This window comes from Coriobacteriia bacterium (genome assembly GCA_013336165.1).
Lineage (GTDB): Bacteria > Actinomycetota > Coriobacteriia > Anaerosomatales > JAAXUF01 > JAAXUF01.
The window spans coordinates 150,008-175,859 of the sequence record JAAXUF010000003.1 but is presented as its reverse complement, the minus strand read 5'-3'; the positions used below and the strand labels follow the sequence as shown (position 1 = coordinate 175,859).

Annotated in this window: 21 protein-coding genes; 19 read left to right on the top strand and 2 right to left on the bottom strand. The window is 61.4% G+C overall.

Annotation, left to right across the window (positions count from 1 at the left end):
• Window positions 1-29 precede the first annotated feature (29 nt).
• Window positions 30-1,337 carry a hypothetical protein gene (locus HGA39_03775; protein NTW28466.1) on the bottom strand — a complete coding sequence of 436 codons (1,308 nt, stop codon included), beginning with the start codon at window positions 1,335-1,337 and terminating at the stop codon, window positions 30-32.
• Between the two features lie 158 nt (window positions 1,338-1,495).
• Between HGA39_03775 and HGA39_03770 the strand changes: the two genes are divergently transcribed.
• The 18 genes from HGA39_03770 (at window position 1,496) to HGA39_03685 (ending at window position 21,565) form a co-directional block, all read left to right on the top strand.
• A complete protein-coding gene (locus tag HGA39_03770) occupies window positions 1,496-1,960 on the top strand; it encodes a hypothetical protein (protein NTW28465.1) in 465 nt (154 codons plus the stop codon).
• Window positions 1,961-2,202: 242 nt separating this feature from the next.
• On the top strand, window positions 2,203-3,210 hold the full coding sequence (locus HGA39_03765; protein ID NTW28464.1) for a polyprenyl synthetase family protein: 1,008 nt from the start codon (window positions 2,203-2,205) through the stop codon (window positions 3,208-3,210).
• 7 nt (window positions 3,211-3,217) lie between these two features.
• Window positions 3,218-4,420 (top strand): FprA family A-type flavoprotein, encoded by a 1,203-nt coding sequence (locus HGA39_03760; GenBank protein ID NTW28463.1) that lies wholly within the window; start codon window positions 3,218-3,220, stop codon window positions 4,418-4,420.
• A gap of 9 nt (window positions 4,421-4,429) precedes the next feature.
• Window positions 4,430-5,215, top strand: a complete 786-nt coding sequence (locus tag HGA39_03755) for an MBL fold metallo-hydrolase (protein NTW28462.1) — start codon at window positions 4,430-4,432, stop codon at window positions 5,213-5,215.
• 1,240 nt (window positions 5,216-6,455) lie between these two features.
• Complete coding sequence (locus tag HGA39_03750; GenBank protein ID NTW28461.1) at window positions 6,456-8,735, top strand: molybdopterin-dependent oxidoreductase; 2,280 nt, start codon at window positions 6,456-6,458, stop codon at window positions 8,733-8,735.
• Window positions 8,732-9,292, top strand: coding sequence for a 4Fe-4S dicluster domain-containing protein (locus tag HGA39_03745; GenBank protein NTW28460.1), 561 nt, complete (start codon window positions 8,732-8,734; stop codon window positions 9,290-9,292). Before HGA39_03750 ends, HGA39_03745 begins: the two co-directional genes overlap by 4 nt.
• Window positions 9,289-10,215, top strand: coding sequence for a polysulfide reductase NrfD (gene nrfD / locus HGA39_03740; GenBank protein NTW28459.1), 927 nt, complete (start codon window positions 9,289-9,291; stop codon window positions 10,213-10,215). The genes HGA39_03745 and nrfD overlap by 4 nt, the downstream gene beginning before the upstream one ends.
• Before the next feature lie 30 nt (window positions 10,216-10,245).
• A complete protein-coding gene (locus tag HGA39_03735) occupies window positions 10,246-11,376 on the top strand; it encodes a (Fe-S)-binding protein (GenBank protein NTW28458.1) in 1,131 nt (376 codons plus the stop codon).
• Entirely contained in the window at window positions 11,376-12,563 is a 1,188-nt protein-coding gene (locus tag HGA39_03730) for a (Fe-S)-binding protein (protein NTW28457.1), read from the top strand. The genes HGA39_03735 and HGA39_03730 overlap by 1 nt, the downstream gene beginning before the upstream one ends.
• Window positions 12,564-14,801, top strand: coding sequence for a molybdopterin-dependent oxidoreductase (locus tag HGA39_03725; protein NTW28456.1), 2,238 nt, complete (start codon window positions 12,564-12,566; stop codon window positions 14,799-14,801). It abuts the gene before it with no gap.
• A complete protein-coding gene (locus tag HGA39_03720; GenBank protein NTW28455.1) occupies window positions 14,794-15,648 on the top strand; it encodes a DUF2064 domain-containing protein in 855 nt (284 codons plus the stop codon). Before HGA39_03725 ends, HGA39_03720 begins: the two co-directional genes overlap by 8 nt.
• Window positions 15,645-16,385: a molybdenum cofactor guanylyltransferase gene (locus HGA39_03715; protein ID NTW28454.1), complete on the top strand. Its 741-nt coding sequence runs from the start codon at window positions 15,645-15,647 to the stop codon at window positions 16,383-16,385. The genes HGA39_03720 and HGA39_03715 overlap by 4 nt, the downstream gene beginning before the upstream one ends.
• A gap of 3 nt (window positions 16,386-16,388) precedes the next feature.
• On the top strand, window positions 16,389-17,759 hold the full coding sequence (locus tag HGA39_03710) for a radical SAM protein (GenBank protein NTW28453.1): 1,371 nt from the start codon (window positions 16,389-16,391) through the stop codon (window positions 17,757-17,759).
• A complete protein-coding gene (locus tag HGA39_03705; protein ID NTW28452.1) occupies window positions 17,759-18,736 on the top strand; it encodes a 4Fe-4S dicluster domain-containing protein in 978 nt (325 codons plus the stop codon). The genes HGA39_03710 and HGA39_03705 overlap by 1 nt, the downstream gene beginning before the upstream one ends.
• A 17-nt stretch (window positions 18,737-18,753) precedes the next feature.
• Window positions 18,754-19,299, top strand: coding sequence for a flavin reductase family protein (locus HGA39_03700; GenBank protein ID NTW28451.1), 546 nt, complete (start codon window positions 18,754-18,756; stop codon window positions 19,297-19,299).
• A 4-nt stretch (window positions 19,300-19,303) separates the two neighbouring features.
• Window positions 19,304-20,305, top strand: coding sequence for a radical SAM/Cys-rich domain protein (locus HGA39_03695; GenBank protein NTW28450.1), 1,002 nt, complete (start codon window positions 19,304-19,306; stop codon window positions 20,303-20,305).
• Entirely contained in the window at window positions 20,302-20,775 is a 474-nt protein-coding gene (locus HGA39_03690) for a GNAT family N-acetyltransferase (protein ID NTW28449.1), read from the top strand. The genes HGA39_03695 and HGA39_03690 overlap by 4 nt, the downstream gene beginning before the upstream one ends.
• Complete coding sequence (locus tag HGA39_03685; GenBank protein ID NTW28448.1) at window positions 20,696-21,565, top strand: S-methyl-5'-thioadenosine phosphorylase; 870 nt, start codon at window positions 20,696-20,698, stop codon at window positions 21,563-21,565. Before HGA39_03690 ends, HGA39_03685 begins: the two co-directional genes overlap by 80 nt.
• A gap of 57 nt (window positions 21,566-21,622) precedes the next feature.
• On the opposite strand, the gene HGA39_03680 is transcribed toward HGA39_03685, so the two are convergent.
• Window positions 21,623-23,101 (bottom strand): helix-turn-helix transcriptional regulator, encoded by a 1,479-nt coding sequence (locus tag HGA39_03680; GenBank protein NTW28447.1) that lies wholly within the window; start codon window positions 23,099-23,101, stop codon window positions 21,623-21,625.
• A 184-nt stretch (window positions 23,102-23,285) separates the two neighbouring features.
• On the opposite strand from HGA39_03680, the gene HGA39_03675 reads away from it, so the two are divergent.
• Entirely contained in the window at window positions 23,286-25,850 is a 2,565-nt protein-coding gene (locus HGA39_03675; protein ID NTW28446.1) for a molybdopterin-dependent oxidoreductase, read from the top strand.
• The last annotated feature ends 2 nt before the right edge of the window (window positions 25,851-25,852 follow it).

Here is a 25,852-nt window from a genome sequence, read left to right as displayed (position 1 = left end):
GTGTGAGTTGAGCCACGCGCCGGCCATCGTTAGTCTTCTTCGCTCGGTCCGGTCGCGCTGTCGTGACATGCAGCGCAGGTGTATGTCGAGTAGCCGTTCGGGTGACAGTTCACGCACGCGAAACTCCTGTACGTGTGTTCTCCGCCCGGAATCGCGCCATGTGTGAACGTCGCGGAGGCCCATGGCCGACTCGGTGTGTGACACGAGACGCAGCTGGTTCCGTAGTGGTTCGCGGGCGCCGCATGGCATGAGGCGCAGTCGGCACGCGATGGGTGCGTGAACACCCAAGCAGGCCCCACTTTGTGGCAGACCGCACAGTCGGTCGAGCGACCAGTGTGACTTGCGCGCGCCGGGTGGCACGTGACGCAATCAGTCCTGCCGGTCGGGTGAATGAACACAAATGCCGTCCCGACCGCGTGGCAGATCGCGCAGTCAGTCGACCGACCTGCGTGGCTCGCGGGAGCCGTGTGGCAGGCAGTGCAATCGGTTCTGGCGGTGGGGTGCGTGAACACAAACGCCGCGCCCACTTGGTGGCAGATCGCGCAGTTGGTTGGCCGGGTCACGTGGCTTGCCGGAGCGGTGTGACACGTTGCGCAATCGGTCCTATTGACCGGGTGGGTGAACACGAACTTCGAACCGGGTGCATGGCAAAGGGAGCAGTCTTTCGGCCGGCCTTTGTGGGCGGCGGAAGCTGTATGGCATGAGGAGCACGGGATCTTCGACATCACATGACAGCGAGAACACGCGACCGTGATGTGTCCCGCCAGATCGGCCATGCCGCCGTCAATGCTTGTCGCTCCGGCAGTACCCGTGCTCGGCAGTGAGCGCCCACTGTAGATTCCCGCTGCAACCAGATCCGCGGTAGTCACCGCATGCCCTGCGTTCATGTGACACATCGTGCACGCCCCGCGCTGCTCATGCTCGTCGTGGGAGAAGCCCGGAATACTCACGGTCACCAACGGGTGACAGCGCGCACATCGTGCGTCGGGTACGTTGGGCGGAGTGGCTAGAGGGAAGCTGTAGTTGCCTCGCAGGTGCGAAATGACCTCGCCCAGTGCCACGAATTTATGAGTGAGCCGCGCGATTCCCGGATCGACGTGGCACTCGACGCAGGCGGTCTGACTGTGAGTGCCGTGCTCCCATGCGGCTACGAAAGGCTTCATTTCATGGCAGGTTGCGCAAAACGACGGAGCGTCTGTCGCGCGTGCTACGGCGACGAACGCCGCGCCCATTATGAGGACCCCAGCGAGGAGGATCGCAAGCAGCACCCAAGTGCGACGCGGTGCACGAGACCGACGCTGCGGGCGGGTCGAGGCATCGGAATCGGCAGGGCGCATCTATGTGGGCTCCCGTCGGATGGAGGCAGTTACTGCCCAGAAGATGCCCCCCGAAGTGGTTCAGCAAACGGCCGAGGGAGGATCGCTGGTTGACACTCTTGCCGAGCGTACGCAGAATGCCACAAGGAAGTTTGCAGGGTCGTGGGGAGTATTGGATGATGCGTTCTCGGATAGTCATTGTCGGCTTGGTGGCTGTGTTGCTCTTGCCGCTCGCCGGCTGCTCGAACATCAAATCGGCGTTGACGCCAGGGTCCAAGGTCGTGTCTCAGGAGGCGACGGTGGCAGCGGTCGGAGCACCGGTCGTTGGCACTCTGACCGGCATCCCTTCCGGGGTCCCGATATGGCCCGGGGCCAAGGTTCTGTCGTCGGGCACGACGAAGACTGCATCCGGTGCGGTGTCTTGGAATGCCACGCTCAGCACCGGCGACCCCTACAAAGACGTCCTGAACGGGATGGGTGCCGGATTGAAGGCGAGCGGCTGGACCGTGGATTCCCAGGACATCGGTACGGCGACTGCCGCGGCCAATCTGCTGAGCCTCACAAAGGGCAGTTCGCAGGGCATCTGTTCGCTCTCCGAGAACGCCGATAAGACCACCACGATCGACATCATCATTACGCCGTAGCTTGAGACCGCTCGTCGCATCAAGAAGACGCAGAAAGCCGTCGCAATCTGCGACGGCTTTCTTGATCCCGGCACCCCTTGTTCACTCGTCTGTCCGGTAGCGAAAACAACGCCAAGTCGCGATGCTCGGGGGGATTTTCCTCCAATTGAGAACGGCGGTTCTTGCGTCTGATACGATTACGCCTTGGCGACCGGTTTGCTCGGCTGCCTGCACCGCCGATCTGTCGCAAGCTTGGGAGGGTCATGATCGGGTTCGAGCTCTACCTGAAGCGAAATTCAAAGAAGTTCGATGAGTACCTCGCATCGTTTTACTCGGGAGGTGCGCATCCCGACATGGGGCGGTACCTCTATAGCCCGCTGTCGGCCTATATCGCCAATGCGGGCAAGCGCCATCGCCCTCTCATCTGTCTTCTCGCTTGCGAGGCCGTCGGCGGGAATCCGGACAAGGCGCGTGCGGCCGCAGCTGCCATCGAGCACTTCCACACCGCGGCGCTCATTCACGACGACATCGAGGACTCCTCGGCCACCCGCCGAGGAGAACCGTGCCTGCATATTCGCGAGGGCGAGGCGCTGGCTATCAATGCGGGTGACCTTGCGCTCGCACTCGTGACCGGCAGCGTCGTTCACGATGAGGGTCTCGACGACGCCACCAAACTCAGGGTGCTTTCCGAGCTCATCGATATGACCACTCGGACCATCGAGGGCCAGGCGCTCGACATTGGCTGGGCACGCGACAACCGATTCGACCTCACCCTCGATGACTATCTACTGATGGCGAATCACAAGACGGCGTTCTACTCGGGCGCGATCCCACTGGCGATCGGTTCGATCATCGGCTGTGGCACCGAGGCGCAGACTAGGATCCTGCGCGCCTTCGGCATGGCGTGCGGACTTGCGTTTCAGATTCAGGATGACGTGCTGAACCTGGTTGGCACCAAAGAATCCACCAAGAAGGACTTCCGCAGCGACATCACCGAGGGTAAGCGCACTCTGGTCGCTGTCCATGCGATCCAGAACTCGGCACAGCGCGAACGGCTGCTGACGATCCTGTCGGCCAGCGAGATTGATACTGCCGTTCTCGCCGAGGCGGTCGCCATCATGCAGCGCAGTGGATCGATCGATTTCGCAAACAAATATGCCGAGGATCTGGTCCTCAACGCCAGAGTGGAACTCGAACGCGAACTCCCGAAGTCCAAAGCGCGTGATTTATTGGCCTCAATGGGGGATTTCTTTATCAACCGACAGAGTTGAGGCAACCATGCAGGCGATCTCCGTTTCCGAGCACATCCATTGGGTTGGTGCCATCGACTGGAACCTACGTGATTTTCACGGTTTCGAGACACCTCGCGGCACGACCTACAACGCCTATCTTGTCCTTGGCGAGGGCAAGATCGCGCTCATCGATACGGTGAAACTGCCGTTCGTGCCCGAGCTGCTCGAACGCATCACCGAGGTTGTCCCGCTCGACCGCATCGACTACATCGTGGTCAACCATGTGGAGCCTGATCACAACAGCGGCCTGCGCGCGGTCATGGAAGTGATGCCGCAGGCAAAGGTCGTCGCGAGTTCCGGCGGAGTGCGGGGAATCGCCGCGTACCACGGGCCGGACCTCGAGGTATCGGCAGTGGGCGAAGGCGACACGATCGACCTGGGCGGCAGGACGTTGCAGTTTCTCCCCATGCCGATGGTCCACTGGCCCGACTCCATGTTCACCTACTGTGCCGAAGAGTGCGTGCTCATGCCCAACGATGCCTTCGGCCAGCACTTGGCGTCCTCGGAGAGATTCGCCGATGAGGTCGGGCTGGATCTGGCGATCGAGGAGCTGACGATCTACTACGCGAACATCCTGATGCCCGTCTACAAGCCGGTTGCCAAGGCCCTCGCGAAGCTCGCGGAGAAGGGCTGGCAGTGCGGTACGATCGCGCCTTCGCACGGAGTCATCTGGCGCGGTGCCGACGTAGCGGCCGCCGAAGACGTCTACGCGAGGCTCGTAGCGGGCGAGACCCACGACAAGCTGGTCGTGGCGTATTCGACGATGTGGGGTTCGACCGACGTTCTTGCGCACGAGATCGCCGATGGGGCAACCGAGGCCGGTGTCGACGTCCACCTCTTCGACCTCGCGGTAACGCCGATATCGACCGTGACTAGGCAATTGCTTGATTCTCGCGCGCTGCTCCTAGGTTCGCCCACGTTGCACCACGGGATGCTGTTCCGTGTCGCCGGCTATCTTCAGTACATGGCTGGGCTTGCCCCGCAAGGCAAGCTCGCCGGCGTGTTCGGCTCCTTCGGCTGGTCGGGCGAGGGCACCAAACAGATGGCCGAGCGCCTGACCGCGATCGGCTTTGAGATGCCGGAGGCGGCATTCGCCTGCCGATACCGGCCGACAGAGGAAGACCTAGCGTCTGCAAGGGCATGGGGGAAGCGCTTCGGCGAACTCGCGAAGGCGCGCGGCGAGGGATAGGGACAAGACATGCGACTGGGGTTTCTCGGCACGGGTGCGGCTAACGGTGTGCCTTCGTTCTACTGCGACTGCGTTGCTTGCAAGGAGGCCGAGACCAACCCGGCTTCTCGGCGCACTCGGTGCGGAATTCTGGTGCAAGGGGAGCAGAACACGCTGGTCGACGCATCACCTGACTTGCGTGGGCAGCTGTTACGCGAGGGGATCGACCGCATCGACAACCTCATCCTGACGCACACGCATTTCGACCACGTCGGTGGGCTGCCGGAACTGGAGTTCTACGTCCGGCTGCGGCGCAGAGCCACCATACCCGCGTATATGACCCGAGAGAGCGCAGAGTGGCTCCATTCGGCCCTCGGCTACATGGAGGATTGTCTCGACGTCCGGCTTCTGGATGTCGGCGATGCGATCGAACTGGACGGGGTCACCTACACGGCACTCGAGGTGACGCATGGGGCAGGCACACTCGGCTTCCTGATGGAGACGCCGGAGGGTCGCCGGACGGCCTATCTTCCCGATACGGGCCCCTTGCCTGCCGAGACGGCGGCAGCGGTGGCGGGAGTCGACGCACTGATTCTGGGCGCGACGTTCTTCGGCGAGAATTGGATGCCAGAGGATCACCTCTCGGTGGATGAGGCGATCGAGATTGCGTTGGGTCTTCGGGTGAAGGAACTGTACCTGACGCATGTCTCGATGCATTACGACTCGCCGATGACCGGCCCAGAGCTGGAAGCCCACCTGCAGGACCGCGGAGACCATCTCCACCTCGCGCATGACGGCCTTCGGATCAGCATCTAGGCTGGGATCTGGGTCCGATCGGGCGTGCCCGGCCGATGTTTGTGCGTTCTGACTCAACGCGGAGTTGACGGTCGATCCGCGAGCGGGTGCGTGATGTTCTTGCACTCAACCGGCACGCCGTCTTCAGGAGCTTTCGAGCGAAAGCCGCAGGGGTTGGCGCACAGCATGCCACTGCTCTCGCAGTGGACGATTGGTGGCACGGCGAGTTCTGTCACATCGAAGCCACATGTCCGGCAGGACTTTCTGGTGGGGTTTTCTGAGATCTCGATGTCGAAGATGCCATATGTTTTGCACCGCAGGCAGAGGACCGTCGTCATTCTGGGTGGCTTACAACCGCCGCACAGAGGGTTACAGGCCAAACACATAGGGCACCTCCTTCAAATGTCCTGACATCGCTCCGGGTTGTCTCGACACGTCGTCGATCGCCATGGCGCGGCTTGCATCAGCATGGCGCCAGTATAGGTCAATGCGGTCATATAGCCGCCGATAGCACGAAGTTGATTAGCCTGTCGCCACGCTTCGTGGCAAGAATCGACGTCTTCATATGATTCGGCAACCGCGGCGTTGCTGTACGTTGGACTAGGGTCGGAGTGGCGACGGAGAGAATTTTCGCCTTGGTAAGGGTTCTTGGAAGTCTCTAAGGCTGATCTCCGTGTTGCTTCTGTCCAGAGTACGGTCCGGCACTACCCGAAAAAGGAGAGTAGCAGCATGTGTTTCCGGCCAGCAGCAATTAAGAAAGGGAACAAATGCACGAAATGTCAGACCATCAACCCCGACGGCGTTGAGACGTGCTCGAATTGCGGAGAGGCACTCCCAAAGCTGGCTGCTCCTCCCGGCGTGAAGGCCCCCGGCGCCCCCGGGATGAGTGCGCCCGGTGCGGTTCCTCCCCCAGGCACGCCAAAGGCACCGCCCTCTGGCCCGAAGATGCCTCCGGCGCCGCCGCAGGCTTGAGATCGACCTAGCGCCGAGCCCCGTCGTTCGTTTGCCGCGGCTCGGCGCTAGGGTTTCCGGCGGAAGGGTCGATTCTCGTGGTTGCCGAGAATAACCCCCCTAACCCTCAAGGGTGATTCTCTGCCCTGGACCAGCCCCTATACTTGCCGAACAGGATGCTCTTGGATCCCTCACGGGTCTCTCGGCGATGTGTAGGCTGAACCGTGTATCAGCCCCAGAGGCTGATGCCGGGGCCGCAAGATAAGCATCTCGATGCGATGGCGCGGCGGTGATTCTTCGGTATGTTTCGATGGCGTGCAACAGCTTGCAGGTTGGCAAGAACACAGGAGGAAACGTGAAGCTGGAAGACATTGATCTCACTGACCCAGGGATCGTGGTGAAAAAGTCGAGTTGTTACTTTTGTCACCAGAACTGTGGCGTTCTCGCGTACGTCAAAGATGGCGACGTACTTGCGATCGAGGGCGACCCGAACCATCCCACGAACCAAGGCGCTCTGTGTTGCAGGGGCAACATAGCGCTGAAGCATCTGAACCACCCCGCTCGAATCAACAAGCCCCTCAAGCGAGTGGGCGAACGCGGCGCCAACCAGTGGGAGGAGATCCCTTGGGAGACCGCGCTGGACGAGATCGCGGAGAGGCTTGCTGCGATCAAAGATGAGTTCGGAGCAGAAGCGGTTGCCACTGCCGGCGGAACGCTGCGCACTGACGACTGGGCGCGCCGCAGGTTCATGAACCTCTTCGGCAGCCCCAACGGTTTTCACAATGCCCTTTTGTGCTGGATCCCGACGTTCATGGTCGAAACCGCGATCTCGGGATGGAGCCCTTTCGAGACCGACCTGATGAACAGCCGCGTGATCGTGCTGTGGGGGCAGAACCCCGGTGCCTCAGGCATGCCTGGAATGCGCGGCCTCACCGATCTGCAGAAGCGCGGCCTGAAGATCATCTGTATCGACCCGAGGTATACCGAGACAGCGGCGCATGCCGACATGTGGCTTCCGCTTCGTCCGGGTTCAGACGGCGCACTTGCGCTGGCATGGCTCAACGTCATCATCTACGAGGGTCTCTACGACGCCGAGTTCGTCAACAACTGGTGCGTGGGCTTCGAGGAGCTTGCAGCTCACGTCGCGCAGTACACGCCGGAGTGGGCAGCGCCCCTGACATGGCTTGACCCTGAGCTCATTCGCGAGAGCGCCAGGATGTATGCAACGACCAAGCCCGGCAACATCCAGTGGGGCAACTCGGTCGACCAGATCGGCCAGGCTGCGGGAGCGGCTATGCACGCTCGTGCCCTGCTTCGTGCGATCACCGGCAACCTGGACTGCCCAGGCGGCGACGTCATGACCGGCCCGAGCCTCGAGTACGTGACCGACGAGGAGATGGAAGCCAACGATTGGCTACCTGAGGAGCAGAAGGCCAAGCAGATCGGTGCCGACAAGTACAAGCTCACCACATGGCCCGGTTATGCGCGTATCGCGGAAATCTCGAAGGCGACGTGGGGCAAGGCGCCTACGGCCGAGTGGATGTGTGAGGCCCACGCACCGTCGGTCTTCCGCGCGATCCTCACTGAGGATCCATATCCGGTCAAGGCTCTCATCGTCTCGGCGACCAACCCGGTGAACTCCTACGGTGACAGCAAGGAGGTCCTCAAGGCCCTCAAGGCTGTCGACTTCCTGGTCACATGCGAGTACTGGATGACGTCGTCGGCCCTTCTGTCCGACTACGTGCTTCCGATCGCCGGCGCACTCGAGCGTCCGATCATCCACAACAACTACGGGTGTGCCGATTACCTCATCGCTTCCCAACGAGCGATTCAACCCAAGTTCGAGCGTAGGACCGACTACACCTTCTGGCACGACCTGGGACATCGCCTTGGTCAGGTCGATATGTGGCCTTGGGACAACGAGGAAGAGGCCTATTACTACATGATCTACCCGCTCGGCTATGACATCACAAGCTACGATGACTTCGTCGAGAGATATCGCTTCCACTTCCCGGAGATGGAGTACTACAAGTACGGCGAGAACGGGTTTGCGACTGCATCCCGGCGCGTGGAGCTGTACTCATCGGTGTTCGAGGAGCTGGGTCTTCCGCCACTTCCGACGTATGTAGGCCCTCCGGAAAACGAGATCGACGATCCGGAACTGGCCGAGAAGTACCCGCTTGTCCTCACTACCGGCGGCGGATTCATGCCCTACCACCACTCGGAGCACTTCCAGATCAAGCAGCTTCGCTTCCTGAAGGCCGAGCCGTACATGGAGATCAACCCCAAGATGGCGGCTTCTCTGGGTATCGTCGAGGGCGACTGGACCTGGATCGAGACACTACGCGGTCGTATCCGCATGAAAGCAAGCCTTACAAACGGTATTCACGAGCGCGTCGTCTTCACGCCGAGAGGCTGGTGGTTCCCCGAGCGCACGCACGACAGTGCGGACCCATTCGGCTCGCTGGAGTCCAACACCAACGTGCTCACTGCAACCGATGACGCGCACTGCGACGCGATGGGCGGCAGCTGGGCGAACAGAGGGCTTCTGTGCCGCGTGTACAAGGACACGGAAGGGGGCCGCAAATGACCAGATACGCGATGGTGATGGATACCAGGCGCTGCATCGGGTGCCACTCGTGCACGGTTGCCTGCAGGACGTGGAACGAACTGCCGACCGACATGATCTACAACCCGGTTCTCACAGACGGGCCCGTCGGGGTCTACCCCAACGTGCACATGAACCACATGCCGCTCATCTGCATGCACTGCGACAACCCGGCATGCGTCGGTGCGTGTCCGACCGGCGCGTCTCAGCAGGATGCCGACGGCATCGTGTGGGTCGAAGACGCCAAGTGCATCGGATGCAAGGCTTGCATCCAGTCGTGTCCGTACAACGCGCGTCATATGAACCACGAACTTGGTGTGGCCGCAAAGTGTAACTTCTGCAAGGACCGCGTGAGGGAAGGCAAGGAGCCCCACTGCGTGAAGACGTGCCATCAGCGTGCGCGCATCTTTGGAGATCTCGACGATCCGAATAGCGATGTCTCGCGTTTGGTCAACTCGCTTGCCACGGTCAGGCTCCTGGAGGAGCTCGACACCGATCCGCAGGTCTACTACATCATTGGGTTAGGAGGACAGGGATGAGAGAGAAACACTTCTGGGCGTGGCCGATCGCGAGCTACCTGTTTCTGGGGGGCTTGGGCGGCGGCATGACCATCCTTGCCACCGTGTTCGACCTCTTCTTCAACAAAGGTGACGTATTCGCACTCGCACTGCTGGTGGCGGCCGCATGCGTCGGGCTGGGCTGCTTCTTCCTGATCTTCGAGCTGGGTCGCCCGCTGCAGTTCTGGAGGGTGTTCTCGGCGCAGAAAGCGATTCTTACTTTCGGTGCGTGGATGCTCCTGATACTGATCGGCGTCAATGCTGTCAACTTCAGCTTCTTCACGGGATGGTTCCCGTGGAGTGGCATGGCGGGACTCCAGCAGGTAGTGGCCGGGATCGACCTAGTGCTTGCCACGGGTGTCGTGCTCTACACGGGCATCATGCTCTCGAGCCTCAAGGCCCGCCCGTTCTGGAACACTCCCGCGCTGCCCGTGCTCTTCACGGTCTCAGGGTTGTCCACGGGTGCGGCTGCGGACTCACTTCTGGCAGGTATCTGGCCGTTTGCCGGAACTGCCGAGGAGGTTGCCTCAGTGCATGAGGCCCTGCACACGCTCGATATCGTTCTCGTCGTCTTCGAACTGATCGTGATCCTGCTCTATGTCATCATGATGTACACGTCCTCGAACCCCACCGCAAAGCGGGCCGCTTCACGGTGGCTCTCGGGTTCTTTTTCGGCATCGTTCTGGGGCGGGCTCGTGTTTGTCGGGCTTGTGCTGCCGCTCGGGCTCTACGCTCTCGGCGGCGCTGCAGCTGGCCTGCTCGCTCCGGTTCTCGCCATCATCGGCGGAATCTTCTTGCGCTTCTTGGTTGTCTATTCTGATGACCGGCGCCTTTTCACAGGTGAGGAGTGCTACTGGGAGCGGTTGCCCAAGGGTGACGAGGCGTTCATGGAGGCGTGGGAGTAAGTTTATGTCCGGCACGCAAGGAAGTCCGCAATGAGTATTGAAAGTGCCCGCAAAAGCCTGAGTGCCGCCCACGATGAGTGTGCTTCATGCGGAATATGCACGGATACCTGTGCCCTTCTTGGTAAGGAGCGGCTGGCCATCGGGGAGGTGGCCGGCCGTGTTCTTGCCGAAGACTTCGGCGGTCTCGTGGACGTGGTTTCACGCTGCAATCTGTGCGGCCGATGCTGTGTGGAGTGCCCCTCGGGTGTGAACTCGAAACAGATCATGCTCGCAGCGCGAGAGGTGCTTGTGCAAGCCGGCGTCGTATCGTCGCTCGGGTATGAGGGCCTCTTCACCGGCTGCGATTTCAACGCATTCATCGACTACAAGCGACGCTTCTCGATCTCGTTTGAGGATCTCGCGCGCGAGCGATGCGACACCGTCTTCTTCCCGGGCTGCGCGTTGTCTGCGTACTCTCCCGAGCTTGTGCGCCGTGTACACGGGTGGCTTGAGCGGCGGGATACGACAGTGGGCGTCATCGATTCGTGCTGTGGCGCTGCGCTCACGTTTGCCGGACTTCCTGCGCGCTCAGTGGAGTGCCTTGCGAATCTGATGGAAGAACTTGCGACGACGGGCGCCTCGCGGGTCGTCACCTCATGCCCCAACTGCTTCTACCAGCTCAAGGGGCGGCTTGGCGACGTGGAGGTCGTGTCGCTTTCGTCGCTTCTCAAGGATGCTCGCATGCGGGTCTCGGGATCCGAGCGCCTCACCGTGCACGATTCCTGCCCGGACAGGTTCGATCTCACGATCGGCAATGACGTACGCGACATTCTCTCCGGCTACGAACTTGTCGAAATGGAGCATTCGGGGGCTTGTACCCTTTGCTGCGGATCGGGAGGACTGGTCTCCTCGGCTGATCCGCAGCGCTGCGCCGATCTCGCGCGTGTCCGCATGGCCGAATTCGAGGCCGTCGGAGCCGAGCACCTCGTGACCGCATGCGTGAACTGCGCCCACCGTCTCAATGACGCAGCGCGCGCCGGTGAGGTGCTGCATTACCTGGAGATGGTGTTCGATGTGTGGATCGACTGGGTCCAAGTCAACGAGAACCTTCGCGCGCTCTACGAGGACGACTCCGCGGAAGATCAGCCGCTCGGCGCACCTGCTCGCGAAGTGAACTCCTGATGAGCCGCGAAAACGCCGTCGCTCGTCTGAGCGACGCGGCTGCAAACTGCTTGCGGTGTGGCACCTGCACCAGAACATGCGACATCCTCGGCGATGCGGGTCTGAGCATGAGCGCGGTCGCCGGTGGCATTCTGTCTCCGGATGCCGATCAGACCGTCGTCGACACCGTGCTGCGGTGCGCTCTGTGCGGGTTGTGCTGCGTTGACTGTCCCGTCGATGTTGACGCGCACCAGGTCATGACGGCGGCTAGGGAAAGTCTGGCGCTCGACAGCGTGCTATCCACGGAAGGCTTCGAGACGGTGGCCGTCGACCACGACTTTAACCTCTTCAGCGTCTACCGCGACGACTACGGGATCTCGTTTCACGATCTGACCCGAGAGTCCTGCGAGGCCGTCTTCTTCCCCGGCTGCATTATGGCAACCTATGCGCCCGAACTCACCCGCCGCACGTGCGAATGGCTTGCCGAGCAGGGCGTGCGCGTCTCGATCTCCGACCTGTGCTGCGGAAGCCCGCTCATCAGCCTCGGCCTCGCCGACCGCGCCGAGAAGCTCCGCGAGCACATGGCCGAGCTCTTCTCGGCGACCGGGGCGACGAAGGTCATCACGGCCTGCCCCGGTTGCCAAGCTGAGCTCGATGGCCGATTGGGCGGCATCGAAGTCGTCCCCCTATCTGCGGTCATGAGGCAGTTGGGCGCACGGATCGCAGACTTCGGGCGCGTGACGGTTCACGATTCGTGCCGCGACAGATGCGGGCTCTTTGGTGACGACGTCAGGGCGATTCTTTCGGACTGCGAACTCGTCGAGATGGAGCATCACCACGCGAACACGATGTGCTGCGGTTCCGGCGGTATGGTCTCGGCGGTCGACCCGGATCTCTACGAGGCCCGCGGGCGCACCCGAATCGACGAATTCCGATCCACCGGCGCCGATCACCTCGTGATTCCATGTGTGACATGCGGGTATCTGCTGTCCAAGCACTCCGAGCCGGGAGAGGTTCTCCATTATCTGGAGGCCTTCTTCGGGACCAGAATCGAATGGGCGGGTGTTCGGGCCAGCCTTGAGGCGCTCTTCGCGGGTGAACAGGGCGAATCCGTATTCGAGCGCCTGTCGCAGGCGCAGTGTTTCACGGGATGGGCGGCTTCCGGCTGTTCAACGGCGGACCAGCTGTGTGAAGGGAGCGTGGCCTAGATGGCCGTGACGACCGCTCCCACGAACTGCCGGTTCTGCGGCTATCTCTGCGCATTGACGGCGACCGTTGAGGACGGGCGGGTGGTATCGGTTGAGCCGGACCCGTCCCGCTTTCCCTACGACCCGCGCATTCAGAAGGGCTGTGCGCGCTGGCGCGCGACCGTCGAGATTCTCGATCATCCCGACCGCGTCAACTATCCCTTGAGGCGTGTAGGTGCGCGCGGAAGCGGAGAGTGGGAGCGCGTCACGTGGGAAGCTGCATTAGACGACATCGCGGCCAGACTCGCCGGCCTTGCCAAGAGGTTCGGTCCTGAGACGCTTGCGACCTCCATCGGGGGGCCGCATGCGACCTACTGGCCGCTGCATCGCTTCATGAACCTGTTCGGCAGCCCCAACAACGTCGGCATCGGCCAGATCTGCTGGAACCCCGGCATCTGGATGAATACGCTCACGTTCGGCTGGCCGATCGAGGCCGACTTCAACCCGGAGGTCACCGGCGCTCTCGTGCTCTGGGGCACCAACCCTGCCGAGTCCGACAACTCGGCGTTCTGGCGGGCGATCCGCGAGTTCTCGGCGGGGGAGAAGCCGCTGATCGTGGTCGATCCCAGGAAGACTCGCACGGCCATGCGCGCGGATCTGTGGCTGGCCCCCTGGCCGGGCACCGATTGCACGCTCGCGCTCGGGCTCATCCATGTCATCATCGCCGAGAACCTCTTCGACCGCCCGTTTGTGGAGGAGTGGTGCCACGGCTTTGAAGAGCTGCGCGCCCATGTGGCGCCCTTCACTCCCGCCGCTGTCTCGTACGTCACCGGTGTTGCCGCTTCCGACATCGAGCGTGCGGCCCGCATCTTCGCAGAAAGCCCCGCGTCGGCGCTGGTCTCCGGCCGGGGTATCGACCAGCTCGGCCCGAACACGCCGCCCACCCATCGCGCGCTTGCGATCCTGCGCGCGATCACCGGGAATGTCGACCGCCCCGGGTCCTCGGTCGTGGCCGAGATGCCCGACTTTACGCCCGAGGTCGATCTGGAGCTTTCCGACCTCATGTCGCAGTCCTGCCGAGATGCCCATCTGAACAGCGGGCAGCTAATTCTGCAGACGCCGGAAGGCTACGACCGCGTGAACGAACTCACGATGCGTGCGGGAAAGCGTCTTCCGATGCGCTACCTCACCTCCGCTCATCCCGATCTCGTATGGCGGGCGATGCTCGAGGGCGACCCGTATCCCGTGCGGGCGATGATCGTCATGGGGTCGAATCCTTTGCTGACGCAGGCCGATACGGATAAGATTCACGCCGCACTTTCGGGTCTGGATCTCCTGGTGGCGCTTGAGTACTACAAGACCTCGACTGCGATGCTTGCTGACTACATTCTTCCGGCGGCCGGTGGTCTCGAGCGCCCGCTCTTCCAGACTCACGCCGGTACGTCCAACATCGCGTATGGGGGTGACGCGGCGGTCGCGCCCTACTACGAGCGAAAGGCCGACTACTTCTTCTGGAGAGAGCTGGGCCTTCGCCTCGGCCAAGACGAGTTCTGGCCTTGGGAGACGCAAGCCGACAGCATCTCGGCCACGCTTGTCTCGGCAGGCACAACCTTCGCGGAGTTCTGTCGAACGGGCCTCTATCACGTCGCGCCGGGATACTTCAAGCACGACGACGTCGATCCCGCTACGGGAGACAGGTGCGGATTCGCAACAGCGAGCGGCAAGGTCGAGCTGTATTCCGACACTCTCGAGGCGCTCGGCTATGAACCGCTGCCCACCCCGAAGCCCACGCTCGACGTGAACCAGAGCTTCCCGCTCACCCTGATCACTGGAGCGCGCAAGCAGCCTTTCTATGCTTCTTCATATCATCAGATCGCCTCGCTTTCGAAACTCCATACCAACCCTCTCGCCGAGATGAACGCAACGACTGCGAAGCGCTACGAGATCTCCGACGGTGATGCGATCGAGGTGGAAACCGGGCGCGGCAAGGCACGCTTCCTGGCGAAGATCACCGAGATGACATCGGATGTCGTCAGCACGGAGTACGGATGGTGGTACCCCGACGCTCCACCGGTGGAACCAGACCTCGGGGGAGCGTGGATCTCAAACGCCAACGTGCTCACCAACTCCGACCTCGACGGCTCCGATCCTCTCATCGGCACATGGACTTACAATGGGATCCCTTGCAGAATCTTTCCCGTTACACATGACAAGAAGACGGCCACCAGAAGCGAAGGATGCGAATATCACTATGCCTGACAAGAAACACGCCCTGCTGCTCTTCGCCAAGGCCCCGCTGCCCGGGGTCGTGAAGACCAGGCTCACCGAGGCGCGGGGCGGGATCTTCACGCCCGAAGAGGCTGCAGACTTCTTCAAGCACTGCCTGCTGGACATGGCCGAGATCTCTTTCGCGGCACTTGCCGATCTCTCCGCGGCCGCAGCCGCCGAGACGGACGGCGCACAACGCCGTTACGACCTCTTCGTGAGCACCAGCCCCGCAGAACACCAGCCGCACCTTGAGAAGGTCTTCGATGAGGGCGGCCCGTGGCCCGCGCCAATCAACTACATGATCGATTCGGGCAAGACATTCGACGAGCATTTCGACGATGCATTCGCCCAGCTGTTCGCCGCCGGCTATTCCTCGGTCGTGGCGGTGGGCGGGGACTTGCCGCAGATGCCCCCGAGCCATATCGTCTCGGCATTCCAGTGGCTCGACTACTTCTCGTCCTACTCGGAAGTGGGGGGATTCGTCCAGGCACCCTGCCAGGAATGCGGCGTTTCCCTCATCGGCTATACCGACACGACTCCTATGGATTCCACAGGCGTCTACTACAACCTGATGGGCAGAGCAGCGCTGGACGGCTACATCGCCAAGGCCGCCGAGAAGAATATACCTGTGGCATGTCTCGGGCCGGTAGCCGACATCGACGACACGACCGATCTCGCGCATGCGGCGTCACTCATCCGTGCGCTGGGCTACGCGGGAGCGCACCAGCCCGCGTTGCACGTTCCTAGGCATACGCTTTGGTGGCTCGATGTCCACGGTGTCGTGATCTCGACGCCTCCTAACTCGGAGCACGACCCGAGGGAGATGCAGGACCGGTGAGCGCGCGCAAAGCACGCAACTGTGGTCCGGGCTGCGGGAGAGACTGCTCACGCGTGAGCGTGGTGATTCAGGCCGGGGGCGAGTCGCGTCGCATGGGCACGGACAAGGCCTTGGTGCCGTTCCTCGGGCGCCCGATGATCGAGCGGGTGATCGAGCGGGTATCGCCGGTTGCCGACGAGATCCTCATCACCAGCAACTCACCCGAGAGCTTCGCCTACCTGGGGCTAAAGGTGTTCCCCGATCTCCTCCCCGGGCGCGGAGCCTTGGGTGGTCTTTTCACGGCGTTTTCCGTCGCTCATCACGAGTTGGTCTGTGTGCTTGCGTGTGACATGGCCTTTGTGAGTTCGTCGCTGCTCATAGCTGAGTTGCAGCTGATGTGCCGGACGGGTGCGGATGCCGTTGTTCCCCTCACGGCATCCGGGCATGAGCCGTTCCACGCGGTGTACCGAAAGGACGTCTGCCGGGATGCCGTGCGAGACGCACTTGGCGAAGGCAGGAAGCGAGCGGACTCCTGGTACCCGAACGTGAACATGGTGACGTACGGCGCCGATCTGCTCGACGGACTTGGCATGGATCTTTCAGTTTTCGTGAACGCGAACACGCCCGAAGAACTCAAGGCAGCCGAACTCCTTGCGAGTTGTTCCGCCGTGCTGACCGACGATGAGATGATGTACCTCTTCTCAAAGGATCTCGCCCTCGTGGCCGATTCGAGTCCTTTGTGCGATCAGGTGGGATAGGACATGGAGACGGCTGCTGTGCGAGACATTCAAGGCGAGACGACCATCTCTGTCACCAAGAGCCTGTGCCCGGTGTGTCTCACCGTTGTCCAAGCAAGCGTGGTCGAGCGCGATGGCCGCGTGTATCTGAAGAAATCGTGTCCCGAGCACGGGTCTTTCGATGTCTACCTATGGCCGGATGTGAAGCACTATCGCTGGGTGGAAGGGTTTGCGTTGCCCGGCGTCGCACCGAGGGTTGTGCAACCACAGACCCGGCCGTGTCCAACCGGTTGCGGGCTGTGCACCTCGCATGCGCGCCACTCCACTTTGGTGGAGATCGAGGTCACGCAGCGGTGCAACCTGAGATGCCCTGTCTGTTTCGTCTCGGCCGGGGTAGCCCCTGCCGACCCCAGTATGGAGACGCTTCGCTCGATGTTCGCGGGTGCTATGGCCCGAACCGGACCGGAGACGAGCATCCAGCTCACAGGCGGCGAGCCCACGGTCCGCGACGAACTCGCCGAGATTGTGAGGATGGGTCGGCACATTGGTTTTGAGGCCATTGAGGTGAACAGCAACGGCGTCAGGATCGCCGCCGAGCCGGGCTACATCGAGAGTCTGAGGGACTCCGGTATTAGCGGCGTCTACCTGCAGTTCGACGGACTCACCGACGACGTCTACGAGACGATTCGCGGACGTGCGCTCCTCTCCACCAAGCTCGCAGCAATCGAGCGATGCCGCGAGGCTGGTGTGCAGGTCGTGCTGGCTATGGCCGTCGTCTTCGGCGTCAACCATGACCAGGTGGGGGCCGTGCTCGACTTCGCCCTCGCGAATGCGGACGTGGTCGTCGGAGTTGCTTTCCAGCCCGCATTCACGTCGGGCAGGTTTGAGCCCGAAGAGGTCGTCCCCATCAACATGGGTGATGTCGTCTTCATGCTCGCCGAGCAAAGCCATGGGCTGCTCGAGCCCTACGACCTGTGGCCCTTGAGCACCTCGCATCCTCTATGCACGACGGGTACACTTCTGGTTCCGGAGGACGGGACATTCCTCCCCGTGACGCGCATGTTGTCGGTGGACGAGTACGTCGAAGACTATGACCCCGCGAGTCCGCAAGGGTCTGTCTTCTACGATCTGCTCGCCAAGAAGGGTCTTTCCTCGCAGGGCGGACTCTCCGTCGTCGTGATGAACTACATGGATGTCATGAACTTCGACCTCGCCCGCATCAGGGAGTGTTCCATGTCTGTGGCTATGGAGGACGGCAGGCTTATTCCGTTTTGCTCCTACCAGCTCACCAACACGTGCGGCACGCGCCTTCACCCCACCTGGGGTAGGGCTGTCGCCGAGACCAACGCTTCGATGACCACCGTTTCTTGCTGCGAAAGGCAGGAGTGCATCTGATGCCCGCAATTGAACTCGATATCGCACGCTGCACAGGGTGTGGGTTGTGTGAGGCGTTCTGTCCGGTAAGCGTCTTCGACATGGAGGAGATCGACGGGCGCACCCTGCCTGTGGCTGCGCGGCCCGAGGAGTGTTGGGCGTGCGACACGTGCGTGGGTCAGTGCCCGGTCGGAGCGCTCCACGTCACTGAGACCTCCGATGCCGGTGGCTCCGCCGAGCAGGCTCGCACGTTCGCCCCTCCGCTTGCCGAGGAGACCGCAGCCACCTACCGTTCCTGGGCCGAAACGCTTTCCCGCGTGCTGAGACTGCGTTGGAGTCCTGTGGCGATCAGCCTGATTCCCGAAGGCTCGCCGATGCCGGATGTGCCCGCTCCCAAGGAGCGCCTGCGCTACTGCCAGTCGCTCATGGCCGCCAGGCGGGGAGCATCCTTCCTCATGTCTGCGAAGTGCCACGCATGTCCCGACGGCACCGCAATTCTGGGACTTACCGAGATACCGCCCAAACTCGCGAGCGGGGAGCTCTACATCCTGTTCAAGAAACTCGCCTCGATCGAGGCTGCGAAGCAGATGTGCGCCGAGCGCCCGCACTTGGAGCCGCGTTCGATTGCGGCCACCTTGGTCTCGCCGCTGACGAATGCTGTGTACCCCGCCGATGTCATTGCTGTTATCGCCCAGCCCGAGCAGATGATGTGGCTCGCCATGTCTGCATCCTTCTTCACGGGCAAGAGATTCGACTTCCATGTCAGCGGCTACAACGCCCAGTGCGTCGAGACGACGCTATATCCGTACACGACCGGTGAACTCAACATTTCGCTTGGCTGCTACGGGTGCCGTGCAAGTTCTGATGTCTCCGACGATCTCATGTTCATGGGTATCCCGGTTGCCCGGATGCCCGAACTCATCCGCGGACTCGAGGAACTCGGCAAAAAGGCGATATCGGATTCTCGCAACAAGATCTACCTGTCTCCTCTCACGTAAGGAAAGGAACCGCCGGCTTGCAGTCTTCGAAACTCATAGGCGGACGAGACATCGCAGCGCTGCTGCATCCGCGTCCGGTATATCTCATCACCACATGCGATGCGCTCGGCCGGCCCGATGTGAGTGCTGTGGCGTGGGTGACGCCGCTGTCGCACACGCCACCTCTCGTGGGTATCAGCGTTCGTCCGAAGAGCCGCACGCATACTCTTATCGAGGAGAGCGGCCAATTCGTCATCAACGTCGCGGACACATCCATGCAGAAGGCCGTCGAGGTCTGCGGAAACGTCTCCGGTCATGGTGCCGACAAGATCGAACTCGCCGGTCTTGTCACCGAGGAAGCGAGCTGCGTGTCCCCTCCACGGCTGTCAGGGGCCCGCGCGTGGATCGAGTGCGCGGTCGAGCAGCGGATCGATGCCGGAGATCACGTCCTCTTTATGGCACGCATACTTGTTGCTCGCGCGAAGGAAGGCTTCGAAAACGGATGGGATCCGGACCGGGCCAGCATCCTGCTGTGCTCCGCACATGACCGTTTTGGACACTACATTGACAGGAAGGTTTCATAGCGCCATGTGCATATCAGCTGACAAAGGGCAGAACAAGACGACCACGTTCGATGAGATAGTCGCGGATCTCGATGTCTCACTTTCGCGCACCTCGCTGGACACGGTTCAGGTCAACGTGGGGCACCTGTGCAACCAGTCCTGCATCCACTGCCATGTCGAGGCCGGCCCGGCACGCACCGAGACCATGAGCGAGGAGACTGCCCGTCTCGTGCTCGACTTGGTTGACGAGGTTGTGCCGAAGACCGTGGACATCACCGGTGGAGCACCCGAGTTGTGCCCCTCGTTTCGCTTCCTCGTCGAGGAGCTGACGAGGCGCGGAGTACATGTCATCGATCGTTCCAACCTCACGGTCATGCTGGTGGACGGCATGGAGGATCTGCCCGCTTTCCTCGCCGAGAACAAGGTCGAGATCGTAGCGAGCCTTCCCTGCTACACCGCCGAGAACGTCGATGCGCAGAGGGGACCCGGTGTCTACGAGAAGTCCATGGAGGCCCTGAGGCGTCTGAATGCACTTGGCTACGGGGTAGACGGCTCGGGACTTGTCCTGAACTTGGTCTACAACCCGCTCGGCGCCAGCCTTCCCGGATCGCAGGCGGCTCTTGAGGCCGATTACCATCGTGAACTCTGGGATCGGGCAGGGGTGGTCTTCAATCACCTGTTCACGATCACCAACATGCAGATCGGGCGCTATGCAGACCTTCTTGACGAGAATGGCAAAGCGGATGACTACCGGCAACTGCTCGCGTCGACCTTCAACCCCGATACGCTCTCAAGCCTCATGTGCCTTAACCAAGTGAGTGTCGCTTGGGACGGGTGCCTCTACGACTGTGACTTCAACCAAGTGCTCGAAATGCCCTGTTGCGATGACCCTGCGTTGCGGCTGGGAGACGTATCGGTGCACGAGGTTGCGCGCCGTCTCATCGGCGCGAGGATCTCGACAGCCGAGCACTGCTGGGCGTGCACCGCGGGTACAGGCAGCTCCTGCGGGGGAGCGCTCGCACAATGAGCCACCCCAGCATACAACCGGCATGCGCTATCAGGACCGGTCGGCCTTCAGATGCTGACGACATCAACAGCCTGCTCGATGCGTGGGAGATGGGTGGCGACTTCGAGCCAACTGAGTTTCTTGTCGCTGAATCCGAAGGCCGGATCGCTGGCGTGGCGAGGGTTGACCGGATGGATGGTTATGTATGGCTGCACCCCATCGCGGTCGCTGCAGGATACCAGCGGCAGGGAGTAGGAAGCGCTCTACTCGAGGGCCTGCTCAGGCAGCATGGGAGCATCCGAGTTGTTGCTCGGGGCGCTTCGGTGCCATTCTATGCGCACCTCGGGTTCTTCCCGACTGAATGGGACGAGGTAGCCTCAAGCCTCAAGGCCGAATGCGACGGTTGTACCGATGCGGCCGAGTGCCGGCCAGTTCCGATGTGTCATCGTGGACTTCAGCCCACCGAATGCGAGGAGCAGCAGAGTGTCTGAGTATCCCCAAGCCGAGATCGGCGTTTTCGGCGGCAGCGGCTTCTACGAGCTGCTCGATAATGCCCACGAACTCGTTGTTGAGACCGTCTACGGTGCCCCTTCGTCGCCTATCACAATCGGCGACGTCGCCGGCAGGCGCGTAGCGTTTCTTGCTCGCCACGGCAGGGATCACTCGATCCCGCCGCACATGATCAACTACCGGGCGAACATCGCGGCGATGAAGGAGCTCGGCGTCACGCAGATCATTGGGCCCACGGCATCGGGGTCGCTCAGGCCCGAAATCGAGCCCGGCCACTTTGTGGTGTGCGATCAGTTCGTAGACCGCACCTCGGCGCGCAAGGACACTTTCTATGATGGGCCGAGAGTCATGCACGTCTCCGCGGCAGATCCGTATTGCCCAACGATGCGCGCCATCGCCATCGAAAAGGCCACAGCGGCCGGCATCACCGTGCATCCGCGCGGCACTGTCGTCGTGATCCAAGGGCCGCGTTTCTCCACCAAAGCCGAGTCGAGGTGGTTTTCCTCGGCAGGGTGGGAGGTTATTAACATGACACAGTACCCGGAGGTCTACCTCGCGCGTGAACTCGCGATGTGCTACGTCAACATTTCGATCGTCACCGACTACGACTGCGGCACCGTTGGCGCCCACCCGGTCACCAACGACGAGATCGTGCGCGTCTTTGTCGAGAACAACGCGCGCCTGAAAGAGATCATCTTCGCGATAGTCCCCGAGCTGCCGAGTCTGCGCGACTGCGTGTGTGCTCACGCGCTCGAAGGCGCGGCGATGTAGGGCTGGCGGGGCCGCCCGAATGAAGTCGCGGCGGGGAAATGCGATCTCACTGAAACGCTACTCGTCGAGTCGGGTGTGTTCCACCGTGTTGATGAGTTCTTGCTGTGTCCCCACATTGAGCTTTCGGTAGATGCGATAGACGTGCGTCTTTACGGTGTGGGTCGAGATGAACAGCTCCCGGCTGATGACCTCGGTATTGCGGCCCCGTGCCAGCAGCACGAAAACCTCGTTTTCGCGCGGGGTCAGACCGTGGTCCTCCGAAACTCTTGCGCAACGCTTGCGCCAGTAGCCGCCCGATTCGTCAGTCAGCGTCTTCTTGGGCCGATCGCTTCTGTCGGTGAGTTCGACGGTCTTGTCCGAGGTATACGGGACAAACGCAGGCTCTACGATGAGGACGAATACGAGAATCAGACTCGTAGCGAGAATGGATCCAGAGGAGGGGATGCCGAGTCCCGCGAGAATCGTCTCGACGCCCCAACCAGCGGCAAGTCCGCCAAGAGGCGACACTTCTCCCTGCGCGAAATGGTAAATCGGCAGCACATGGTAGCGGTAGGAGAGTGCGACGAGTACGTTCCAGTGGAAGATGAGATACGCGATCAGATCTGCGAGTATCACGAGGACGACAAGCCATCGCCCTCCGCCACTGACAAAGGGCAGAAGGAGGAGCCCCGCCCCGAGAACAGGGAATGTGATGCGTTCCACACTCGAGATTTTCGGGACCTGCTTGTGCATCACAAGAACGGCTCCCGCCGCGATACTCCCGAACGCGATCGCGACGAGCAAGAGAACGAATGAATCCTCGGACCCAAACGTTCCGACCGAGATGCCGAGGACGATCCCGAGCGCGACACCCGCTGTGATGGGCGTGAAACGGCTGCGCGAGTAGAGCTTCAGGCGCCGAAGCGAGGTCTCGGCGTCAATCTGCGTTGGGGTTGGAAGCCGAGAAGAACAGATCACGAAGAGGACGGTAGAAGCGACGTAGAGAGCATAGCCTGCAACCAAGGCGATGCCCTTGGGCGCGAAGACCAGGAAGAGGCACAGCACCGGAACGAACAGAGCTGAGACGGCCAAGATGATCGCGGACGTCCGATTATCGGCCTGATCACCGTCGAGCGTGCTCCAGATATTGCCCCACAAGAGCATAAGGATTCCAGCAGACACTCCCGCGCAGAGCCAAGCGAGAATACCGACAGCTAGCGCTATGGATGACGGAATGCTGCCCCCGGACGAAATCGCGGGGACGGGAATCGCAAGGGCAAGGACGAAGAGGGGCAGCAGCCTCGATGAGGTAGCGGATGTAAGCCGCCCTACCATCCATTTGTAGGTCACATACTGGACCGCCGCAAACGCTGCGAGGGCCACAAATCTCACGAGCAGCTTGTCGAACGAATCGAGCCCGCCCATTGAGCCGAATGGCCCGCCGAGGATGATTACCGCAATCCAGGCCCAGAAGCAGGCGAATCCGACGACGGCAAGCAGCGAGGCAAACTCATGGCTATCTCTCAGCTGTTTCGGTGGCGTAATGCTCTCGACCATACGTGGTCTCCTCGAATACAAATCACACTCACAGCGGACTGCGTTCGCGTCGCCGATTCTACATGATTTCCTCGGCAGGCAAAGCGCGGTACGAACCGGGAACGGCCGCCTGGGCGCGCTCCGACGAATCCGACGGGATTCGAGCCTCGATCGCGACGGTACGAATCACCGAAGGGAGATTGGTATGAATGCATCCGAGAACATGGGCGCAGGCGGCGTGAAGCGCTACACGACCTGTTCTACCGCCGGCCCAATGTTCGTCAGTGTGGCGGATGGCAGAATCATCCGTGTAGAGCCAATGCAGTTCGAGCCGGAGGAGGTGGACTCCTGGCAAATCGACGTGAACGGTAAGACCTACAAGCCGCCTCTGACGCACCCGCTGCTTCCGTGGGGCATGGTCGCAAAGCAGATGAACTACTCAGAGAACCGAGTGAACTACCCGCTGAAGCGCGTCGACTGGAACCCGGAAGGCGAGCGAAACGCGCACAATCGCGGAACCAGCGGCTACGAGCGCATCTCGTGGGACGAAGCGTATGACATCATGGAAAAGGAAATGCGGCGAACCATTGCTACGTATGGTCCCTCCGCGTTTTGCCAGGGCTTCTCGGCCCATCCTGAGTGGGGGTCACTCCACTATCTCTTCAGCGATAGCTTCCGTTTCTGGCACATGATCGGTTCGACTCTTCGCGAGTTCACCCCGAACTCATGGGAAGGCTGGGCGTGCGGAGCGACGTTCCTTTGGGGGATCTGGATGGGACACGGGCTTCCCCCCGCCGAGGACACGCTTCAGGACATCTCTGAGGAAAGCGAACTCATCGTCATCTGGGGCAACGATCCCATGTTCCACAACGTCTACAACGGCGTTGACTCAGCGCGCGCGTGGCGCTATTGGAAAGAACTGGGCAAGAAGGTTGTCATGATAGAGCCACTTCTTAATGAGACGGGCATGTTTGCCGCTGACAAGTGGATTCAGATCAGGCCTGGCACCGACGTCGCAATGGCTGCGGCGATCGCCTATGTGTGGATCAGCGAGGGAACATACGACAAGGCATATCTCGATACGCATGCCGTGGGCTTCGACGAGGCGCACCTGCCCCTCGGAGCTCCTGCGGGCCTCTCCTTCAAGAGCTACATTCTCGGCGAGAGTGACGACGCGACTCCGAAGACCCCCGAATGGGCATCAAAGATCTGCGGAGTTCCAGAACGCGTCATAGTCACACTCGCCCGAGAGTGGGCATCCAAGCCTACGTCTCTGTGGGCGATGGAAGGTGGCGCCTGCCGCCGCGAGTTCGCACACGAGTTCGCACGGATGATGGGCACGTTGCAGGTCATGCAAGGCCTCGGCAAGCCGGGCGTCAACATCATCGGAACGGGTCTCTCTCTGGGCGGTCCCTATGACGGCCACACACAACTTGGTCCCACCGGTTACGCCGACGGCGGCATGAACGTGGTCCTCGAGAACTACTATCCAAACCAGGTTCCCCAGAAGATCACTTTCCAGAAACTCCTCGATTGCGTCGAAAATCCGCCCCAGCATTGGCAAGGTGGCCACATCGACAACTTCAATCCCGAGATGTTCTTCGAGGAGATGGACTATCCCGCGCCGGGCTGCTCGGAGATTCACTTCCTGTGGCAACGCGGTTCGACTCTCACGAACCCGCCCGATCACAAACGCGACATCCGCGCCTACCTCAATGAGAAGATCGAGACGTTTGTAGTCGCGGCTCCGTGGTTCGATCGCGATTGCCGTTACGCGGACCTCGTTCTTCCGATCACTACGATCTTTGAGCGCCAGGATCTTACTGAGCCTGGATCTGTTGGTCAGTACGTGCCACCGGCCTACATCGGCCTGCGCTCAGCTGTCTTCCACCAGCGCTCTTTGGATCCGAGTGGCGAGAGCAAGACGGACCTGGCGATCTTTGAGGAACTCGCGCAGCGCCTTGGCTACGGTGAGCAGTTCATGGAAGGTAACACGGAGGACACGCTGCTCGAGAAGATGTACGCCAAGACCAACATCCCGATGGAGTACGAGGACTTCAAGGAAAAGGGTTACTACGTATGGCCGGCCCCGCCCAACTATGTGCGAAATAAGCAGTTCTCCGGCTTCTACGCCGACCCTGTGGCGCATCCATGCGAGACGCCCACGGGCAAGATCGAGATCTTCTCAACGCTGCTCTGGGAGAAGTATGGCTACAATGCCCAGATCCCTCCGGTGCCGCACTATATCCCTGAGATAGAGGGCTACGGTTCCACGGATCTCAAGGCGAAGTACCCACTGCAGATGCTTATGGCCCATCCGAAATTCAGATTCCACGGCAAGTACAACGACTGCTCGTGGCTGACTGAGAACTACAAGGTGTACGGACCAGACGGCTACGGCTACGAGCCAGTGTGGATGACTCCGGCCGACGCTGGCGCACGTGGACTTGTCGAGGGTGACATCGTTCGGTGCTTCAACGATCGCGGCGAAGTACTCGCCGGCGTGCGGGTCACTGAGCGTCTGATTCCTGGCGTTTCCTGGCTCACGTACGGCTCATGGAACGATCCGCTCGATTCGGCCATCGGTTCGCTGGATCGCGGAGGCGACGGCAACTGCCTCTCCAACGCTGGTCCGATGTCGATCCATCATGTCGGCGGTGCCTACAACTCGACGCTCTTTGAAGTCGAGAAGGCTGATCTCGCCGCCCTTGCGGCGAAGTATCCAGAGGGCTGGGCCGGCAAGTACAGCACGTGGAACAGGAAGGGTTAACC

Coding starts and splice junctions, on each gene's coding strand:
- HGA39_03710 (NTW28453.1), top strand. CDS start 16,389: ATGGAGACGGCTGCTGTGCGAGACATTCAAGGCGAGACGACCATCTCT.
- HGA39_03685 (NTW28448.1), top strand. CDS start 20,696: ATGCGGCCGAGTGCCGGCCAGTTCCGATGTGTCATCGTGGACTTCAGC.
- HGA39_03755 (NTW28462.1), top strand. CDS start 4,430: ATGCGACTGGGGTTTCTCGGCACGGGTGCGGCTAACGGTGTGCCTTCG.
- HGA39_03750 (NTW28461.1), top strand. CDS start 6,456: ATGGCGTGCAACAGCTTGCAGGTTGGCAAGAACACAGGAGGAAACGTG.
- HGA39_03680 (NTW28447.1), bottom strand. CDS start 23,101: ATGGTCGAGAGCATTACGCCACCGAAACAGCTGAGAGATAGCCATGAG.
- HGA39_03770 (NTW28465.1), top strand. CDS start 1,496: ATGCGTTCTCGGATAGTCATTGTCGGCTTGGTGGCTGTGTTGCTCTTG.
- HGA39_03730 (NTW28457.1), top strand. CDS start 11,376: ATGAGCCGCGAAAACGCCGTCGCTCGTCTGAGCGACGCGGCTGCAAAC.
- HGA39_03675 (NTW28446.1), top strand. CDS start 23,286: ATGAATGCATCCGAGAACATGGGCGCAGGCGGCGTGAAGCGCTACACG.
- HGA39_03735 (NTW28458.1), top strand. CDS start 10,246: ATGAGTATTGAAAGTGCCCGCAAAAGCCTGAGTGCCGCCCACGATGAG.
- HGA39_03760 (NTW28463.1), top strand. CDS start 3,218: ATGCAGGCGATCTCCGTTTCCGAGCACATCCATTGGGTTGGTGCCATC.
- HGA39_03745 (NTW28460.1), top strand. CDS start 8,732: ATGACCAGATACGCGATGGTGATGGATACCAGGCGCTGCATCGGGTGC.
- HGA39_03725 (NTW28456.1), top strand. CDS start 12,564: ATGGCCGTGACGACCGCTCCCACGAACTGCCGGTTCTGCGGCTATCTC.
- HGA39_03765 (NTW28464.1), top strand. CDS start 2,203: ATGATCGGGTTCGAGCTCTACCTGAAGCGAAATTCAAAGAAGTTCGAT.
- HGA39_03690 (NTW28449.1), top strand. CDS start 20,302: ATGAGCCACCCCAGCATACAACCGGCATGCGCTATCAGGACCGGTCGG.
- HGA39_03775 (NTW28466.1), bottom strand. CDS start 1,337: ATGCGCCCTGCCGATTCCGATGCCTCGACCCGCCCGCAGCGTCGGTCT.
- nrfD (NTW28459.1), top strand. CDS start 9,289: ATGAGAGAGAAACACTTCTGGGCGTGGCCGATCGCGAGCTACCTGTTT.
- HGA39_03695 (NTW28450.1), top strand. CDS start 19,304: ATGTGCATATCAGCTGACAAAGGGCAGAACAAGACGACCACGTTCGAT.
- HGA39_03720 (NTW28455.1), top strand. CDS start 14,794: ATGCCTGACAAGAAACACGCCCTGCTGCTCTTCGCCAAGGCCCCGCTG.
- HGA39_03705 (NTW28452.1), top strand. CDS start 17,759: ATGCCCGCAATTGAACTCGATATCGCACGCTGCACAGGGTGTGGGTTG.